This window comes from Pedobacter cryophilus, from assembly GCF_005116455.1.
GTDB classification, from domain to species: domain Bacteria; phylum Bacteroidota; class Bacteroidia; order Sphingobacteriales; family Sphingobacteriaceae; genus Pseudopedobacter; species Pseudopedobacter cryophilum.
Genome location: NZ_SWBP01000002.1, coordinates 216,375 through 235,125, shown reverse-complemented (window position 1 = coordinate 235,125; position 18,751 = coordinate 216,375). Strand labels below are relative to the sequence as shown.

At 34.2% G+C, this 18,751-nt stretch carries 19 protein-coding genes; 9 read left to right on the top strand and 10 right to left on the bottom strand.

Going from position 1 to position 18,751, the window contains the following annotated elements; all coding sequences use genetic code 11:
• Positions 1-4 precede the first annotated feature (4 nt).
• The 5 genes from proB to holA all read right to left on the bottom strand — a co-directional run bounded on the left by proB (position 5) and on the right by holA (position 4,041).
• Positions 5-1,039 carry a glutamate 5-kinase gene (gene proB, locus FA046_RS06220; protein ID WP_136825525.1) on the bottom strand — a complete coding sequence of 345 codons (1,035 nt, stop codon included), beginning with the start codon at positions 1,037-1,039 and terminating at the stop codon, positions 5-7.
• 451 nt (positions 1,040-1,490) lie between these two features.
• A complete protein-coding gene (locus FA046_RS06215; RefSeq protein ID WP_136825524.1) occupies positions 1,491-1,781 on the bottom strand; it encodes a hypothetical protein in 291 nt (96 codons plus the stop codon).
• 345 nt (positions 1,782-2,126) lie between these two features.
• Complete coding sequence (locus FA046_RS06210) at positions 2,127-2,516, bottom strand: hypothetical protein (RefSeq protein ID WP_136825523.1); 390 nt, start codon at positions 2,514-2,516, stop codon at positions 2,127-2,129.
• Between the two features lie 62 nt (positions 2,517-2,578).
• Positions 2,579-2,986 (bottom strand): EVE domain-containing protein, encoded by a 408-nt coding sequence (locus tag FA046_RS06205; protein WP_136825522.1) that lies wholly within the window; start codon positions 2,984-2,986, stop codon positions 2,579-2,581.
• Positions 2,987-3,036: 50 nt separating this feature from the next.
• Positions 3,037-4,041: a DNA polymerase III subunit delta gene (gene holA / locus FA046_RS06200; RefSeq protein WP_136825521.1), complete on the bottom strand. Its 1,005-nt coding sequence runs from the start codon at positions 4,039-4,041 to the stop codon at positions 3,037-3,039.
• A gap of 70 nt (positions 4,042-4,111) precedes the next feature.
• On the opposite strand from holA, the gene FA046_RS06195 reads away from it, so the two are divergent.
• Positions 4,112-4,570, top strand: a complete 459-nt coding sequence (locus FA046_RS06195) for a type I restriction enzyme HsdR N-terminal domain-containing protein (protein WP_136825520.1) — start codon at positions 4,112-4,114, stop codon at positions 4,568-4,570.
• 264 nt (positions 4,571-4,834) lie between these two features.
• Positions 4,835-5,308, top strand: a complete 474-nt coding sequence (locus tag FA046_RS06190) for a hypothetical protein (RefSeq protein ID WP_136825519.1) — start codon at positions 4,835-4,837, stop codon at positions 5,306-5,308.
• A gap of 72 nt (positions 5,309-5,380) precedes the next feature.
• Here the strand turns inward: FA046_RS06190 and FA046_RS06185 are convergent, their stop codons facing one another.
• Together FA046_RS06185 and FA046_RS06180 are read right to left on the bottom strand one after the other, a co-directional pair.
• Entirely contained in the window at positions 5,381-8,080 is a 2,700-nt protein-coding gene (locus FA046_RS06185; RefSeq protein WP_136825518.1) for a valine--tRNA ligase, read from the bottom strand.
• A 164-nt stretch (positions 8,081-8,244) separates the two neighbouring features.
• Complete coding sequence (locus FA046_RS06180; RefSeq protein WP_136825517.1) at positions 8,245-8,889, bottom strand: LON peptidase substrate-binding domain-containing protein; 645 nt, start codon at positions 8,887-8,889, stop codon at positions 8,245-8,247.
• 425 nt (positions 8,890-9,314) lie between these two features.
• Between FA046_RS06180 and FA046_RS06175 the strand changes: the two genes are divergently transcribed.
• Complete coding sequence (locus FA046_RS06175) at positions 9,315-9,809, top strand: rhodanese-like domain-containing protein (protein ID WP_136825516.1); 495 nt, start codon at positions 9,315-9,317, stop codon at positions 9,807-9,809.
• 48 nt (positions 9,810-9,857) lie between these two features.
• Entirely contained in the window at positions 9,858-10,544 is a 687-nt protein-coding gene (gene mnmD, locus FA046_RS06170; protein ID WP_136825515.1) for a tRNA (5-methylaminomethyl-2-thiouridine)(34)-methyltransferase MnmD, read from the top strand.
• Here mnmD and FA046_RS06165 read toward each other — a convergent pair.
• Complete coding sequence (locus tag FA046_RS06165; protein ID WP_136825514.1) at positions 10,541-10,780, bottom strand: hypothetical protein; 240 nt, start codon at positions 10,778-10,780, stop codon at positions 10,541-10,543. The two genes, mnmD and FA046_RS06165, sit on opposite strands and share 4 nt — an antisense overlap.
• Positions 10,781-10,868: 88 nt before the next feature.
• Between FA046_RS06165 and mazG the strand changes: the two genes are divergently transcribed.
• Genes mazG through FA046_RS06145 form a run of 4 tightly spaced genes read left to right on the top strand, consistent with a single transcriptional unit; the run spans position 10,869 to position 14,190 of the window.
• Positions 10,869-11,666, top strand: coding sequence for a nucleoside triphosphate pyrophosphohydrolase (gene mazG / locus FA046_RS06160; protein WP_136825513.1), 798 nt, complete (start codon positions 10,869-10,871; stop codon positions 11,664-11,666).
• 50 nt (positions 11,667-11,716) lie between these two features.
• Complete coding sequence (locus FA046_RS06155) at positions 11,717-12,178, top strand: hypothetical protein (RefSeq protein WP_136825512.1); 462 nt, start codon at positions 11,717-11,719, stop codon at positions 12,176-12,178.
• Between the two features lie 49 nt (positions 12,179-12,227).
• Positions 12,228-12,797: an RNA polymerase sigma factor gene (locus FA046_RS06150; RefSeq protein ID WP_136825511.1), complete on the top strand. Its 570-nt coding sequence runs from the start codon at positions 12,228-12,230 to the stop codon at positions 12,795-12,797.
• A complete protein-coding gene (locus FA046_RS06145) occupies positions 12,781-14,190 on the top strand; it encodes an outer membrane beta-barrel protein (protein ID WP_136825510.1) in 1,410 nt (469 codons plus the stop codon). Before FA046_RS06150 ends, FA046_RS06145 begins: the two co-directional genes overlap by 17 nt.
• Here the strand turns inward: FA046_RS06145 and FA046_RS06140 are convergent, their stop codons facing one another.
• On the bottom strand, positions 14,191-15,411 hold the full coding sequence (locus tag FA046_RS06140) for an ABC transporter permease (RefSeq protein WP_136825509.1): 1,221 nt from the start codon (positions 15,409-15,411) through the stop codon (positions 14,191-14,193).
• Positions 15,412-15,475: 64 nt separating this feature from the next.
• On the opposite strand from FA046_RS06140, the gene FA046_RS06135 reads away from it, so the two are divergent.
• Entirely contained in the window at positions 15,476-16,708 is a 1,233-nt protein-coding gene (locus tag FA046_RS06135) for an exo-beta-N-acetylmuramidase NamZ family protein (RefSeq protein ID WP_136825508.1), read from the top strand.
• Positions 16,709-16,835: 127 nt separating this feature from the next.
• On the opposite strand, the gene FA046_RS06130 is transcribed toward FA046_RS06135, so the two are convergent.
• Positions 16,836-18,680 (bottom strand): RagB/SusD family nutrient uptake outer membrane protein, encoded by a 1,845-nt coding sequence (locus FA046_RS06130; protein ID WP_136825507.1) that lies wholly within the window; start codon positions 18,678-18,680, stop codon positions 16,836-16,838.
• Between the last annotated feature and the right edge of the window lie 71 nt (positions 18,681-18,751).

Here is an 18,751-nt window from a genome sequence, read left to right as displayed (position 1 = left end):
TTTTTTAGATCAAAACGATGTCATCTGCGTGAGCAATCTCTATATTTTGCTTATTGGTGAGTTTTTTAAGACTTAAAGAGTCTATTTTAGATTTTGCTACCGCGATGGTTTGATTTTCTGAATCAACAATTTCAAAAACTTCTCCTGCTTCAAAATCTCTGATGATTTTAACCATGCCAACGGCTAATAAGCTATGCCTTTTTTGTAAAGCTTTGCTGGCGCCTTCATCTACTTGTATTTGTCCACGCACCAAGCTTCCACTAGCTAACCATTTGTTACGGGCAGAAATATTGCTGCTTTGAGGCATACAAATAGTTCCTGTTTCTCCTTTAACGGCTTTTAATATTCCGTTTTCTGTTCTTCCGCCAAATATTACTGCTTTAATTCCCATTTGGGTGGCTAACCTAGCAAAGGTGAGTTTTGAAGTCATGCCGCCTAAACCTACCGCTGATTTTTCCTTCTTAGCCAAAGACAAAGCTTCCTTATCAATTACTTTTAATTCTTTAATCAGTATGCCTTTATCATCTAAAACGCCAGGAACTGAAGTGCTATACAAAATTAAATCGGCACCAAAACCTATGGCAATTAAGGTGGCCAACTCATCATTATCAGAAAACTTTAATTCTAAATTACTCACCACATCATTCTCATTTGCTACCGGAATAATTTGATTGTTCCACAATTCTTCGTAAGTTTTTTTGAGCTGTAAAAACTGTGTCCGGTTAGAAAAATGATGTCTTTCGCACAAACTTTGCGCTATAGAAATATCATAAGGAGCAAAATAATGAGCATAAGTTTGTAGTAAAATAGGATTACCAATAGCCGCAGCAGCTTTTCTTTCACTTAAAGTACCGCTATAGTTTTTTAGCTTTTTCTTACCTGCGGCTACTGCCCCAGACGAAACCAAAACAATATTATAATGGTGATTTAAAGCGGCAACTTGTTGTGCAATTGATGCAATTACGCTTTCGTCCAGCTCGTGAGTTGGCGTGGTAATGGCTGCAGTTCCAAATTTGATAACGAGAATAGGTTTTTTCAAAATTCAATAATAAAGCTCTAAATTATAAATAGCAGGCTTAAATATTAAATTATAATGTTTTTTATTATTTGAGGGCGTGTTTTTTAGCCACGAATTGCACTAATTTTCACGAAGCTGTGGCCATTACTTTGCCACAAATTGCACTAATTTTCACGAAGCTGTGGCGATAATGATTTTGTTTTAGCCACAGCGCATTCGTTTTCATTCGTGTATTCGTGGCATTCTTTTTTTCTTTTTAGCCACGAATTGCACAAATTTTCACGAAGCTGCGGCGATAATTCATCTGCTTTAACCACGTCAGATTCGTTTTCATTCGTGTGTTCGTGGCATTCATTTTTTCTTTTTTTGCCACGAATTGCAACAATTTTCACGAAGCTGCGGCGATTACTTATAGAATTATACAGCTATTTTAGCCACGTTAGATTCGTTTTCATTCGTGTATTCGTGGCATTCATTTTTTCTTTTTTTGCCACGAATTGCACAAATTTTCACGAAGCTGCGGCGATAATTCATCTGCTTTAACCACGTCAGATTCGTTTTCATTCGTGTATTCGTGGCATTCTTTTTTCTTTTTTAGCCACGAATTGCACAAATTTTCACGAAGCTGTGGCGATAATTCATCTGCTTTAACCACGTCAGATTCGTTTTCATTCGTGTATTCGTGGCATTCTTTTTTTCTTTTTAGCCACGAATTGCACAAATTTTCACGAAGCTGTGGCGATAATTCATCTGCTTTAACCACGTCAGATTCGTTTTCATTCGTGTATTCGTGGCATTCTTTTTTCTTTTTTAGCCATGAATTGCACCAATTTCCACGAAGCTGTGGCGATTACTTATAGAATTATACAGCTATTTTAGCCACGTCAGATTCGTTTTCATTCGTGTATTCGTGGCATTCATTTTTTCTTTTTTTGCCACGAATTGCACAAATTTCCACGAAGCTTTGGCGATTACTTTATAGAATTATACAGCTATTTTAGCCACGTCAGATTCGTTTTCATTCGTGTATTCGTGGCATTCTTTTTCTCTTTTTTTGCCACGAATTGCACCAATTTTCACGAAGCTTTGAGGATACCTTATTATCGGATTATTTTATTTTCTCGGCAGTAATGCGTTTGGGTTCGGCATCCATGGTTTCAAAAACCAGTTGATTTTGGTTTAATTCCTTAATCAAAAACGCGATTTTTCTTTTGACATTCCCTTCCAAAACTTCCTCATATCTAATGATTTGATTTTCTATAAAGAACGTTCCTTTTGACAATATTTTTCCACTAGAGTAAATCTCGGCTTTGCCCTCTTTTTGAAAAACAATATAGGGTTGTTGTTCATCAATTAGATCAGATGAAGATACATCTGAAGGTTTATTGACCGCTTCATATTTGATGTATTTCCACTTTCCAATTAAATCTTCTTGCTTAATTTCGGATTGACAGGATGCAAATCCGATGATGATGATTAATAAAAAGTAGTTTTTCATTGGATTATATGATTAAGGTCTGTGAGGACACAGACCTCGGATTCTTGTATTTTTTGTTGTGGTTATCCAGCGCCCAATTCTAAAATCCTATCAAATTCTGCTTGTTTAAGCTGCATTACAGATAATCGGCCTTGCCTTACCAAAGCAATATCAATAAGTCTTTCATCTTTTTTGATAGTTTCTAAACTCACCGGATTTTTCAAAGTTTCTACCGGAACTAAATCTACCACCACCCAATTTTTATCTTCAGTGGTTGGATCTTGATAAAACTCTTTCACCACCTTAGCAACGCCTACCACATTTTTACCTTCATTGCTATGGTAAAAAAGCACTAAATCGCCTTCCTTCATTTCTTTTAGGTTATTACGAGCTTGGTAATTTCTTACCCCATCCCAAAAAGTGCGACCGTCTTGATTAAATTTATCCCAACTGTATTTAAAGGGTTCTGATTTTACTAAAAAGTATTGCATGGTTATTCAGTTATGAGTTATAGGTTTAAAGTTCATAGCGTAAATTATATTTAATGGATGATTTTAAAAATAAGCTCTTTCAATAAGTCACCGTGTTCTGTATTTCCGGTTGAATCAACGCCTTTTGATTTTAAGTCATACGCTCTTAATAAAGAAATCACTTCAAAAGTTTTTCCGAGATTATAATTTCTAGCGGCTACATCAAAATCTTTAACAAAATATGGATTTACACCCAATTCTTTGGCCAATTGAGATTTATCGGTTACGTAATGATATTTTAAGATTTTAGTGAAATACCCTGCCAAATTCCCCATAATTAACACCAAAGGATTAGCTTTTGGATTGGCTTCAAAATAATTGATAATTTGATTGGCTTTAAAAACATCTCTACGAGCTAAAGCATTTTGGAGTTCAAATACATTGTATTCTTTACTTATTCCAATATTATCTTGAACTTCTTTAGTACCAATTTCTTGTGTTTTAGCCACGTTGAGCATTAATTTCTCTAACTCATTAGCTACTTTGCTTAAATCGTTTCCTAAATATTCGCCTAACAGCGCTGATGCTTTTGGGTTAATTTTATATCCTTTTGCGTGGGCAAAATCATCTATCCAAGCAGGTACTTTGTTATCGTAAATACTGGCCGATTCAAAAACCACCCCATTTTTCTCAATAACTTTATAAACTTTTTTACGCTTATCAAACTTGCCATATTTGTGACAAAGCACTAAAATTGTGCTGCTTAAAGGATGCTCGCAGTAAGCCTGAAACTGTTCTGCGGCTTTATCTAATTTTAATTCTTGAGCTTCTTTAACCAAAACAAGCTGATAATCGCTCATCATGGGGTAACGTTTCGCAGCGTTTAAAAGCGTCATTACCTCGGTATCTTTACCGTACATAATGGTTTGGTTAAAACCTTTTTCGGCATCCGAAAGCACATTTTGCTCCAAATAATCGCTCAATAAATCTATATAATAGCTTTCATCGCCATGAAGCAAATAAATGGGCTTTAGCTTACGGGCTTTAATATCTTTGATAATGTCTTGAGCAGTCATGTGCTGCTAAATTATAAATCTTTTTTTCTAAAATTTAGCATGTTGACAATTCACCATGTATTTTAGCCATATGTTTAAACCTGTTGCTTTAAATTTACCTCCCTATCCTTTTAAGCTCACTCAACAAAATGAGGTGACTTATATTTTTGATGAGCTCAGAAAAAAAAGATTGGTACTTACGCCCGAAGAATGGGTGAGGCAACATTTTATTCAGTTCCTTATTCTCCAAAAGAAATACCCTAAAACCCTCATTAAATTAGAAGGCGGTTTAAAACTGAATCAACTACAAAAACGGACTGATATTTTAATATTTAATCAGCTTGGCAAAGCCGATGTTTTAGTAGAATGTAAAGCGACTAATGTAAAAATAGATCAGAAAGTTTTTGACCAAATTGCGAGGTACAACATGATTCATCAAGTACATTACCTTGTGGTAACTAATGGCTTACAACATTATTATTGCAAAATGGACTATGAGCAACAGAGTTATTCTTTTATGGAGGAGTTGCCAATTTATACAAATAGATAGTTTTCCTTTGCCACGAATTTCACGAATTACGTTAATGCTGGGTGGTTAAATTGAGCGTAGATTTTTTTAACACGGATTTTAAGAAGATTTCACGAATTACACAGATTGGATTAGTGCTCATTTGTGCATTTGTGGCTAAAATCTTTCTCTGTGATCTTCGTGAAATCTCTGTTTGCTCTGCGGTTAAAAAAAAACAAAAAAACTTAAACCTTTAAGAAATTGTTACGTACAAAGCTTCAACCTCAAAACTAAAACTGTAAAAAAATGAAGCAAAGTATCTACGTAAAGTGTGAGCTCTGTCTTTTTTCCAAGGCAACCTTAATTGTATTATTGGTTGTATCTGGCTTATTGGCATGTACCACTTACCTCCTCAATCTTTACCTAATCGTTACAGAATTAAGCTCTTATCTCATTTATTCATTTGCTGCTTTATTGGCCATATTTAGCCTTTATCATTTGCAAATTACAAAAGACCCAGATTACATTTATTTAACCGATGATGAAATTTGGTTTAAAGAAAAAAATCAAGCCGAAACAGTCTGTTTAAAATTTGAACGACTAGATTATTTTGAAACTCGTTTCTCTGAAATTATTTTTTGCACCAAGGAAGAACAAAAAGTGGTGATGCAATTAAATCAGATTAAAGACGAAAAGAAACGTTGGGAAATTAAAGAATTTTTAAGAAATCATATCAGGCAAATTAGAGATACCAACTCCAACTTGCTGGCAAGCGCATAAATTATAATTGGTGTTTTGTTTAGTTAAAAGCCTCCTTTTCAAATGAATTGGAGGCTTTATTATATCAATATCTTATAAAGCCTTTAAACTCTCTTCCAAAATTGCAATTTTTGCTTCCGCATCTGCTTTTTTGTTTTGCTCTACTGCAACAATTTCTGGTTTGGCATTTTGCACAAAACGTTCGTTAGAAAGTTTAGCATTAACCGCTTTTAAGAAGCCATTTAAGTATGCTATTTCTTTGGTGATGCGTTCTTTTTCTGCTTCTACATCTATATTACCAGCTAAAGGAATAAAAAACTCGTCTCTACCCGCCATAAAAGATGCTGCACCAGCCAATTTTTCAACCACAATGTTTAGCTCAGTAATATTAGCTAGTTTAAAAATGATGTTTTGATAAGCTTTAAAATCGATTTCAGAATTAACCTTTACAGCTAAACTTAAGGCTTCTTTTGGAGAAATTTGTTTGGTGTTTCTGATGTTTCTAATTTCTGAAACCACTTGTTTTACCAAATCAATTTCACTTAATAATTTTGGATTAGTAACTACTGCATTTGGTAATTGTGCTACAATGCAGCATTCTCTTTCTGCTCTTTCTCCAAAAACCTCATCATGCCAAAGTTCTTCGGTTAAGAAAGGCATAAAGGGATGCAAAACTTTTAACAAATTTTCAAAGAAACTGATAGTTGCTTTATAAGTTGCGGCATCAATAGGTTGCTGATAAGCCGGTTTTACCATTTCTAAATACCAAGCACAGAAATCGTCCCAAACCAATTTATAAGTCGCCATTAAAGCTTCTGACAAACGGTATTGCGAATAGTTATGTTCAATTTCGGCTAAAGCTTCGTTAAAACGAGCATCAAACCATGCAATTGCTATTGCGTTTGCTGCTCCCTCTCCTTCGGAGAGGGTTGGGGTGAGGCTCCATCCTTTTACCAACCTAAAAGCATTCCAAATTTTATTGGCGAAGTTTCTGCCTTGTTCACAGGATGATTCATCAAACATGATGTCGTTTCCGGCAGGAGAACACAATAACATGCCTACCCTTACACCATCTGCTCCGTATTTCTCTATTAAATCTAAAGGATCAGGCGAATTACCTAAAGATTTAGACATTTTTCTGCCCAGTTTATCTCTTACAATTCCGGTTAAATACACATTTTCGAAAGGTGCTTTTCCTCTAAACTCGTGGCCAGCCATAATCATTCGGGCTACCCAAAAGAATAGAATTTCTGGTGCGGTTACCAAATCATTGGTTGGATAATAATAGTTTAAATCGGCATTGCCTTCACTTTCTGGATTTCCAAAAACCGTGGGGTCAAATACCGAAATTGGCCATAACCATGATGAAAACCAGGTATCTACTACGTCTTCGTCTTGTTTTAAATCTTCAGTTGTAAGTTGGGAGTTACCAGTTTTCAGTTTAAACTGAGATAAAGCTTCTTCGGCAGTTTTAGCAACAACCACCTCACCGTTTGATGCGTACCAAGCCGGAATTTGTTGCCCCCACCATAACTGACGAGAAATACACCAATCCTTTACATTTCCCATCCAATGGCGATAAGTATTGATAAACTTATCTGGAATTAATTTTACATCGCCATTGTTTACATACTCTAAAGCCGGACCAGCCATTTCGCCCATATTGCAAAACCATTGCATAGAAAGCTTTGGCTCTATGGCAGCATCGGTTCGTTCTGAAAAACCTATTTGAGATTTATAATCTTCTACTTTCTCTAAATTGCCAGATTCTTCCAGCATTTTAGCTATTTTTTTTCTTGCGATGAAACGATCTTCTCCAATTAAAATCTGGGCTTTCTCGTTTAAAGTTCCATCATCATTTAAAATGTCAATTACTGGTAAATGATGTTTTTGACCGAGTTCATAATCGTTTAAATCATGTGCTGGCGTAACTTTTAAACATCCTGTACCAAAATCCATGGTCACGTATTCATCCTCAATTACTGGAATTTCTCTGTTAATTAAAGGCACAAAAACCTTTTTTCCTTTTAAATGATGATACCTTTCGTCATTTGGATTTACACAAATAGCCGCATCAGCCATTATGGTTTCTGGGCGGGTAGTAGCAATAGTCAAATATTGAGTATCAAGTATCAAGTCTTTAGACTCCCCGTTTTCAGTTTCTTGATTCTTGCTACTTGATACTTGATACTTGATGAAATACAATTTCTGGTTCACTTCTTTCCTGATTACTTCTTCATCAGAAACAGCGGTTAAACCTTTTGGATCCCAGTTTACCATTCTAACGCCACGGTAAATCAATCCTTTTTTGTGCAGATGGATGAAAGTATCAATTACAGCTTCAGATAAAGCTGGGTCCATAGTGAAAGCCGTTCTATCCCAATCGCAAGAAGCACCTAATTTTTTTAATTGATCTAAGATAATTCCGCCATATTTATCTTTCCACTCGTAAGCGTAATTCAAAAATTCTGCTCTAGAAAGATCTTTTTTATCGATTCCTTTTTCTTTAAGCATGGCAACCACTTTGGCTTCCGTAGCAATAGAAGCATGATCTGTACCGGGAACCCAGCAAGCATTTTTACCTTTCATTCTAGCCCTACGCACCAAAACATCCTGAATGGTATTATTCAACATGTGCCCCATGTGCAATACTCCGGTCACATTGGGTGGCGGAATTACGATGGTATAAGGCTCACGCTCATCTGGAACGGATTTGAAGAATTTATTTTCTAACCAAAACTGGTACCACTTATCTTCTACTTCTTTTGGATTGTAAGTTTTTGAAATGCTCATAAACGATAAAAAATCTTTTTCGAAGGGCAAAAATAGGATTTTTTAGAAAGGTATAAGGTATAAGGTGTAAGGTTTAAGAGATTAAGTTGCTATTAAAAAAAGCTGTGTCCGTTACAAGTCACCAGATTTGTAACCTTATACCCTAAACCACTTAGCTATCTACCTTAAACTGGCTTAGAAAAATTAAATGCTTTTAGGTTTTTAAAATGTCCGTTAGCTAAAATTCTTTTTTGAGTTTCCTCGATGCTTTGCATAGACGGGATAATTTTTTGAAAATGCTCGATCATAAATTCTTGTCGTTCCTCTTCAGATGGATTTCCTAAAAGCTCTAGTTTTTGAAGTTCATTTAAACCCGATAAATGCGCAATTTGAAAGGAATAAATTTCGCCTTGTATATTTTTGATTTCCTTTTTTTGAGGCATTAATGATTGAAATTGATTGTAAAGAATTTTTAAAGCTTCAAATTTGATCAAATCATAGGCTCCATCATTTTCTAAGATTTCTACATCAGCACCAGCAAAAGCTTTATCTAAATATTGAGGAAAAACTTTATTGATGCTAAAAACTTCTATTCCTTCTGCAATTACATCCATTTCTCCACTCTGATAATCTTTTACCACTTGCAATAAGTTTAGCTTAGTCCCAATACCGTAAATTTCGTTGTTAATTACAGGAGGAATTCCAAAAAACAGCTCCTTACCGTTTCTTAATTCGTTAAAAAGATTGCGGTAACGCTGCTCAAAAATATGCAGGTTAACTTGTTCTCCAGGGAAAACAATGAGTTGCAGTGGGAAAATTGGCAATTTCATAATTTTGTAACAATATTTTTATAAGATTGTTGTTATAGATTTAAAGATTCAAAAACATGAAAATTTTATCTCTAATCAGCATTTTAAATCCTTTGAGAATCAAATACGTGGTAAGATCTTTATATTATTGGTTTAATAGGTAATTTATAGCTATTATAGTTTTTCTTACTTCAATCCATAAATTTACCTATTATTTTAAAACATCAGTATTCTTCAGATGCGAAATTATTTTAGTTAAAGCCTATCAAAAAACTTTATAGCATTACAAAATTTCATAAAAATTTGGCAAAACATCAAAATACAGGTGTTTTATCTGGCTTTTTTTATTTTTTATTTAAAAATTGGCTCACCTTTGTTTAGTGCTATAAATTATTGCTTATTTGCATCCTTATAACAATTTTAATATTTACTGCGTTTAATATTTTATGATCAAAAAAGTCTTCACATTTGCATTTTTACTACTCTCATTTTCTTCCTTTTCGCAAGTAAAAAATAAAGACTTTAAGCAAATGTTAGACAGTATGTACAGTCATACTGTTCCACTTATTTCAGTCGATTCGCTAAAACACCTTAAAAATGTTTACCTCTTAGATACCCGAGAAAAAGTAGAATTTGAAGTGAGCCACTTAAAAAATGCCCGCAACGTAGGATACATTTGGTTTGATATGCGTAAAGTTTATGACATCCCTAAAAATGCTACCATTGTGGTTTATTGCTCGGTTGGCTATAGAAGTGAAAAAATTGGAGAAAAGCTCATTAAGCATGGTTTCCAAAATGTATTCAATCTTTATGGAAGCGTTTTTGAATGGAAAAATGAAGGAAATCCGTTGTATAAATCTAGCGGAGTTCAAACTACAGAAATTCATACCTACAATAAAAATTGGTCTAAGTGGGTAGAAAAAGGAACGAAGGTTTACTAATTGAGTTGAAAGTTTTAGGTTTTAAGTTATAGGTTGAAAAACATCATCATGTCAATACCAGAGGAATTATCTATTGTGGTTACTGCCGACGGTTCTAAAACCGTTTATCATCCTGGTGTTAAAGAAAATTATCATAGCAGAAATGGGGCTTTACAAGAAAGTAACCATGTTTTTTTAAACTCGGGATTGCGCTATTATTTAGCTGATAAATTAATAGATAGTGTTGCTGTTTTGGAGGTTGGTTTTGGTACTGGATTGAATTTTTTACTGACTAATGATTTTTGTACCGGCAAAGAAATTGATTTAAATTATGTGGGAATTGAAGCTTTTCCACTTCCGTTTTCTTTGTTAGAACAAATAGACTACGAACAATTGGTGTCTACCAATACCTGGAAATTATATAAAGCTAGCTACGAAGAAGCATTACAGCATAGTGTAGCTTTGAATGAGTTTTGCAACTTGCATATTACGCCTGTTGATGCTCAAGTTTTTACTTCAGATTTATTGTTTGATGTGATTTATTTTGATGCTTTTGCATCTGCCAATCAGCCAGAGTTATGGACCAAAGATTTTATCACTCATATTGTGAGTTTTCTTAAACCAGGAGGCGTATTTGTAACTTATGCCATTACCGGCGATTTAAAAAGAATTATGAAAGCCTTAGGGATGAAGATTGAAAAAGCACCTGGCGCAGCCGGTAAAAGAGAAATGCTGAGGGCTGTTAAGCCTTTTTAAAATCTTTCATGCTGATCTATTTGGCTTCCTATTTCTTTAATTTCATAACTTGTTAAACTTCCCCAAACCTGTTGCCAGTTTTCATCTTTTCTTAACTCGCTAATTTTTTTTCCTTCAATTTCACAAAAATAAAAAGTTACTCCATCAGTAGTTTCAGTGGGTTGCACTATCATTTCTTTGGTGTCATTATTTATATTCACTTTAAGGCTAAATGCATTAGATTTTAAATCTTCCATGGTCTTTTATTTTTATTTGGGGTTCAAAGTTTATGCCACTGTGTGTATTTTACAAAAGCGATGTGCAATAAATCCTTATTTTTGAAACATGAACGTATTCGATCCTCAACATACACCCGCCCAAGCTTTTGATAGGTTACTAAATATTATGAATGATTTAAGGCTACAATGCCCATGGGATAAAAAACAAACCATGGAAACCTTGCGTCATTTAACAATTGAAGAAACCTATGAACTTTCTGATGCCATTTTAGAAGGCGATATGCAAGAAATTAGAAAAGAATTAGGTGATTTGATGCTGCATTTAGTGTTTTATGCTAAAATTGGATCAGAAACTAATGATTTCACTATAGTGGATGTGTTGAACGGAATTTGCGAAAAATTAATCAATCGTCACCCTCATATTTATGGAGATGTAATTGCCGAAACTGAAGAACAAGTAAAACAAAATTGGGAGCAAATTAAGTTGAAAGAAGGAAATAAATCTGTTTTATCTGGCGTACCTTCCTCATTACCTGCTTTAATAAAAGCATCAAGAATTCAGGAAAAAGCCCGAGGTGTAGGTTTTGATTGGGAAGAAAAACAACAAGTTTGGGAAAAGGTTGAGGAAGAAATGCAAGAGTTTAAAGATGAGTTTAATGTAGATAATGATCAAGAAATAGATAGAGAAAAAGCAGAAGGTGAATTTGGCGATTTGCTATTTTCTTTAATTAATTATGCAAGGTTTATCAACATTAACCCTGAGGATGCTTTAGAAAAAACCAATAAAAAATTTATTAAAAGATTTCAATATTTAGAGTCAAAAGCAACAGCATTGAACAAATCTTTATCTGATATGACTTTAGCCGAAATGGATGTTTTTTGGAACGAAGCAAAAAAACTCTAATCCTTTGTAGCATTTGTTTTTAAGTAGCCGTATTAACCCTAAAAACGGCTATGTATCTCAACAACTTTCAATCTTACATTTTTGGTGCAGTACTTCTTTTTGTAATGGGATTTGTGGCATGTGAGAAAAGTATTAGCGATTTACCAGCTCTTGAATTAGGTAAAACCTCGATACTTAAAACAAATCAATCTGTAAATTTCAAAAGTACTGCAAATGATAATCTTAAACTTACTGTGGTAGCTTTAATAGATAAATTTTGCCCGAAAGGAACTACTTGTGTTGTGGCTGGCTATGCAGAAGCAAAACTTACTATTATAAATCAAAACAATCAGAATGTAGCTTTTTCTTTATTTTTTGGAGACTACTACGGGAATCCAAAAAAGTTAGGTTTTAAACCAGATACATTAGACTTCAATTTGCATCAAAAAGCATATAGAGCGATTTTAAAAAGTATAAAAAGTGGAGATAATGATGATCAACTACAAGCAGAAATTGTATTGCTAGAAAAATAACATAAACAGATATTCATATATTTAAACAAACAAAGCGATAACCCATTTAATGCGTAAACCTTATCACGAGTTTAGCGATCAGGAACTGATAGATAAATGTCGGAAAGAAGACAAAACGGCTCATGAAATGCTCTATAAGCGTTTCTACGCTTACGCTATGGCTATTTCTTTGAGGTATTGTATTAATAGAGACGATGCCTTAGAAGCGGTAAACGACGCTTTTATAAAACTGTTTAAAACCATTAAAACTTTTGATGATAACCGATTGATTAAACCTTGGTTTAGGCAAATAGTAGTGAATACTTCTATAGACAACAGAAGAAAAAACCTTAAACATGCCGCTGTTTTAGATATTGAATATGCAGATGAAGCACCAGCAGACCATCAAATTATTAGTAAAATAAGTGCCGAAGAGATTTTAAAATTATTGGCGGCTTTGCCAGAAATGCACCGAGTTGTATTTAACCTTTATGAGATTGATGGCTACACTCATGAAGAGATTGCGGATATGTTAGAAATGCCATCAAGCAGCTCCAGAGTTTATTTATCAAGGGCAAAAGAGAAGTTAAGAAGATTAGTGAAAGCTCATTTTTATTTGAATTATGAACGAGCAATTTGACAAGGAATTAAGGAACCACATTAGAGATACTTTTGGTCAGTATGATGATCAAATGGCTGATGATGGATGGCGTAAATTTAATGCCAACAAAAAGAAGAAAAGAAGAGGATTGATTTTTTGGTATGCCATACCAAGCGGACTGGCTGCTGCTTTAGCCCTATTTTTACTCCTAAATATTTATGATTCGCAGCCAGAAATTGCCTCAGAAAAGAGTTTAACTAAAAAATCTATTCAGCAATTAGATAAAGAAAAAGAGACGCAATTAACAACTATTGATGGAAATAAAATCGAGGAAAGTTTAGAAAAGCCAAAAAAAGAAATAGCGCTAAATTCATCAGAAAAAACTGAAATTTTAAATCGTGATGAAAAAAAGGACAGGGTTAGCACCAATCAAAATAACACTGTAACTAAAAATACATTAGCATTAAATCCTACCAAAACTCTACCTCAAATTGAAGAAGTTGAATTCGTAGAAAGAAACCAAGAGATTGTTGAATTTGCAAATTCAGCTGAAACTTTACCTGTTGAAAGCAATGAAAATTCATTGATATCACTAAGCAATTTGCCGGATAATCAAATTCTGGCTCAATCAGGTAGCATCGGCGTAAAGCCAAAAGAAAATGATAAGGCCGAATATACTGATGATCAATATGATGCAGATGGATTATTAGCCAAACAACCTTTATTAAAACAAGCTGAAAAAACAACATTAGTATCGGCTCTAGCCAAAAATACAACTCGTAAAAACGCTGTAAAAGGTAAAAGATTTAAATTAGGTATTGATGCCAATACTTACGTAAACTTTACTGAAAACGGGGTGAATGATCAAATTAATTTAGGAATAGGACTAGTTTCAGAGTTAAAAATCACCAATCAACTCAGTATCAATTCTGGAATTTCTATTAACAGGCAAACCAGCACTTTTGAAGGGACAAAAAAATATTCTACCGATTTTAAACAAGCGTCTTTTAGCGCCATTGCAGCTGTTCCAAGTGCCCAAACTACAGACGCAAAATTGGTGGGTTTAGATATTCCTTTGAATTTGAAATTTGCGATGAAAATGGGTAAAACAAATACTTTTATTTCTACAGGTTTTAGTGCTTACAGTGTAATTAATGAGAAATATGTAAATGATTTTTCGGTAGTGAATTATTCCTTTACAGGGGTAAAAACAAGTAATGTGGTAAGTGTACTGGATAACCCAGCCGGACAATTCTCTTACTTTAAGTTTGCCCGAACTTTAAACTTTTCTTTTGGTGTTTTATATCCTTTATCAAAGAAAAACAGCATTTCTGTAGAACCTTTTATGAAATATCCTTTAAGTGGTTTGGGTTATCAAGACTTAAAAATTGGATCTGGTGGTTTAAGTTTTAAACTTAATTTAGGGAAGTAATTATTTAAAAGCAATGGCCTTTACTGGCGATATTTTAGTTACCAATATAGATGGGATCAATAAAACTAAAAGGCAAACAATTAGAGTTCCTAAATTAATTAACAGGATATCCATCAGGTTAAATTCTACCGGAATAAACTTCATATAGTAAGACGCCTCGTCTAATTTAAAGAATTGAGTTTGCTGCTGAAAAAAGCCTAAGCCCAAGCCAAAAATATTTCCTAAAAGCATTCCAAAACCTACCAAATAAAGTGCGTTGTATAAAAATATTTTTCTGATACCCCAATTACTTTCGCCCAAAGCTTTTAATAAACCAATCATATTGGTTCTTTCTAATATCATAATAAGCAAGGCCGAAATCATGTTGATAACCGCTACTACCAACATTAACACCAAAATTACTTGTGCATTTACATCTAACAAAGAAAGCCAATCAAAAATGATAGGATAATTTTCTTTTACGCTTACCGTCTTAATTTGTGGTGGCAAAAAACTATTGAGTTCATTAGCGTCATGTTCTAATTGAGAAAAATCTTTAATCCTAATTTCATACCCTCCTACTTCACCAGCCTGCCAATTATTTAACTTCCTGATTAAAGAAATATCTCCAATTAAATACGTTTTATCAACCTCTTCAACGCCGGTATTGTATATACCTACAATTTCAAACTTCCTTTTTCTTAAAGATTCCTGCACAAAATACATCAGAAAATCATCGCCTACTTTAAGGTTTAATCTTTTGGCCAATAATTCTGAAATGATAATTTGTTTTGATGCAGCAACAGAATCAGAAAAATTAATGGTTTTACCTGCTATTAATATTTTATTAAAATAATCCCAATCGTAATTGCCATCAATTCCTTTTAAAATTACGCCTTCTACTTCATCATTAGCCTTAATTATGCCGGGTTTGGTAGCAAATGGCGCCACATGTTCTATCCCTTTGTAAGCCTTTGTTTGTTGTAAAACTTCTGATCTTAAGTTAAACGGAGAGTTTTCATAAGAAGAGTTAAGATCATATTTAATGTACTGAATATCGCCATTAAAACCACGTACTTTTTCTCTAATCTCGGCTTTAAAGCCTTTCACTATTGCTAAAGAAAGTAACATTACACCTAAACCAAGCATAATTCCTACAATGGCAATCCTCACAATCAATTTAGAGAAAGTGCGTTCTGCTTTTAAAGAAATTCTATTGGCAATAAATAATCCTAAATTCAAATGGTTTTTGTTTATTTGTTACTACGCAAATATGCAACCATTTAACAGAAAAAATTCTATTTCTATGCAAAAATTAAACAGATTGTTTCTCTTTTTACCGCTATTGATGGTGGCATGCAATGGTTGCGGGGCAAATCAAAATAAAGCAAAAAACGAGCAGGTGGAGACCAATCAAATCTCACAAAAAGAAGATGCAATTTTAACCGGAGCAGACCAAACAGAAAAATATATTCCGTTGCTAAAAGGGAAGAAAATTGGTTTGGTTATTAATCAAACTGCCGAAATTAATGGAGTGCCTTTGGTAGATACTTTAAAGAGTTTAAATGTCAATATCAAAGCAATTTTTGGTCCCGAACATGGCTTTAGAGGTGATGCTGATGCCGGAGAAAAAGTGGGTAACTATATAGATAACAAAACTGGTTTCCCTGTAATTTCTTTGTACGGAACTAAACAAGCGCCTTCAAAAGAAGATTTAAAAGACCTTGATTTAGTAATTTTTGATATTCAGGATGTTGGTGCCAGGTTTTATACTTATACCATTACTTTGGCAAGAGTGATGCAGGCTTGCGCCGATAATAAAGTGCCTCTGTTGATTTTAGACCGACCAAACCCTAATGGGAATTTAATAGACGGACCAATTTTAGATCCTAAATTTAAATCGGGTGTAGGGATACATCCTATTCCAATTTCACATGGTTTAACGGTTGGAGAATTTGCTAAAATGATAAACGGCGAAAAATGGTTAACTAATGGTGCGCAATGCGAATTAAACATTATAAAAGTGGCTAATTACCATCATGCTAAAGCTTACATTCTTCCGGTTAAACCGTCTCCAAATCTCCCAAATAACCTTTCTATTTATTTATATCCAAGTATTTGTTTGTTTGAAGGAACCGCAATTAGCCAAGGCAGAGGGACTAATTTTCCGTTTCAGGTTTTAGGGCATCCACTGTTAAAAGGTAAATATGATTTTTCTTTTACTCCGGTAAGTATCGCTGGAATGAGTAAAAATCCACCTTTAGAAAACCAACTTTGTTATGGTATAGATTTTAGGAAAATGGAGCTAGAAAGCATTAGAAATCAAAAAGAATTAAATCTTAAATTATTAATTGATTTATACCAGCAATATCCTGAAAAGGCCACTTTTTTTACTCCATTTTTTAATAAGCTTGCAGGTAATGACCTGTTGATGCAGCAAATTAAAGATGGCAAAACCGAAAAAGAAATTAGAGCCAGTTGGAAAGCTGGATTGGATAATTATAAGGAAAAAAGAAAAAATTATTTGTTGTACCCTTAATTTAAGGTTGTATTAAACCATTGCAAAAAACAATTTGAATGCTTATTTAACAAAAATTGGTAAAATAGAATGATCTCTTTTAAGGTAAAAAACCTCCAAGATTTGAAAATCTTGGAGGTTTTTATTTTTATTCCCAACCTGGGTTTTGTTTTCCTTTCATCGCTGGGTTTAGTTCCATTTCTGAAATAGGTATTGGAAAAGTAAGGTCTCTGGCTGTAACGTTTCTATAAGCAACTGCCATGGCACTAAAGTTTGTGGTTACTATTGGAATCATAGCTTGCATGGTAGTTAAGAAATTACCCCATCTAAATAGATCTAATTTGTGGTGCCCTTCGCCAGTAAGCTCTCTACTACGTTCTTTCATTATAAACTTATGAAACTCATCCTCTGATGAATAATTTGCAGCAATCAACTGATATTCTGTACCATTACTTACTGTTGGAGTAATTACAGCACCTGAACCACCACCAGCAATCGTAATAGTTGGGTTGGAAGTGTATCCTGCGCCGCCATCTATTAATGCAATACCTGTGATTCTACCCGACGATACTGCTGTAATCACCGCCTTTGCATCTTTTGCTGCTCCTCCTCCAGAAATAGTAACTACAGATGCGAGTGTATATGGAGAAGAAGTACCTGCTCCGCCATTAGTGATGGTTAATTTAATTACATTTCTACCTACTAAATCAACTCCATAAGCTCTTCTACGTACTTGATTTACATAATCAATATTCTCTGTTGTTGGTCCGTTTATCGCATTATCAGCTTCAGCTAATGTCAAAAGCACATCTGAATATCTTAACAAAGGATAATTTGTTGGACCAAAATTCTTAATCCCAATAACATCTGCTTTTTGAAACTCTCTGCGCCATTTAGCTAACGGACGTCTCCAACGTGTTGATGCGGTAGCTGTGGTGTTAAGATATGTTTTACCTCTTGATGCATCAGTACCAACAAAAGCATAGTTGGCAATAGTCCAATCTCTTCTTAAATCACCATCAGCATAAGAGTCATAAAGTGTTCCAGTAGCAAAATATCCGGCTTGAGCAAATCCTGTAGGTACATCATTATTTTGTACGCCTATTGTAGAACCAAAACGCTCAAATTCTCCATAAACGCCAGTTGCATCTCTCATAAACTCCACTTCCCATAAGTTTTCCTTATTATCATTAACATCCTGACTGTGATTAATGAAAACTTGTTTATAGTCGGGGTTTAATCTATGTTCATTACTTGCTACAACTTTCTTACCCCAAGATACCGCTACTGGCAAATAACTTTCATCATTTAACCTGCCTGCTGCATGTAAACATACTCTTGATAAAATACCTTCTACTGCTGTTTTTGAAACTCTACCGGTAATGTTTACACCCCATTCTGTTGAAGTTTTTACTAAACCCTCAGCCTCTGTCATGTCTTTAATAATTTGATCGTACACTTCTTTAACAGGAGTTCTTGCTCTACTTACGTCAGATGCTTTTTTTGTACTTGTTAACTTTAAAGGAATATCTCCCCAGTAGCTTACCAATATAAAATGGTAATACGCTCTTAAGAATAAAGCTTCTCCTTTTACTTGTTTCACATCGGCTGCTGGTGCTGGTGAAGTTTCTAATTGCTCTAATAAAAAATTCGCTCGTTCTATTCCTAAATAAAGATTATTCCAGCAATTAGTAAAGTTTGCATAAGATGCGCTTGCATTATAAAGACCTGCATTTATGGCGGTACCAGCACTCCTGGCGCTATATTCATCAGTGGCCGAATTTGCTTCTAAAGATAAAAACCGAGAATAAGTTGACTCATCAGCACTGCCTAATGGAGAATAAACAGGCATTAATGCCGCAGTTAGTTGCTCTTTAGTTTTGAAAAAAGTTTCTGGCGCAACAGTATCCTGAGGCAGCTCTGTTAAAAATTTTTCGCATCCGGTGAGTCCGAAACTTAAAATTATTGATAATATAATGACTTGCTTTTTCATTTTAATATTTTTTATGTTTAAAAAATCGACTTCAATAATTGAACTGGAAGTCTATTTAAAATTAATTCTTA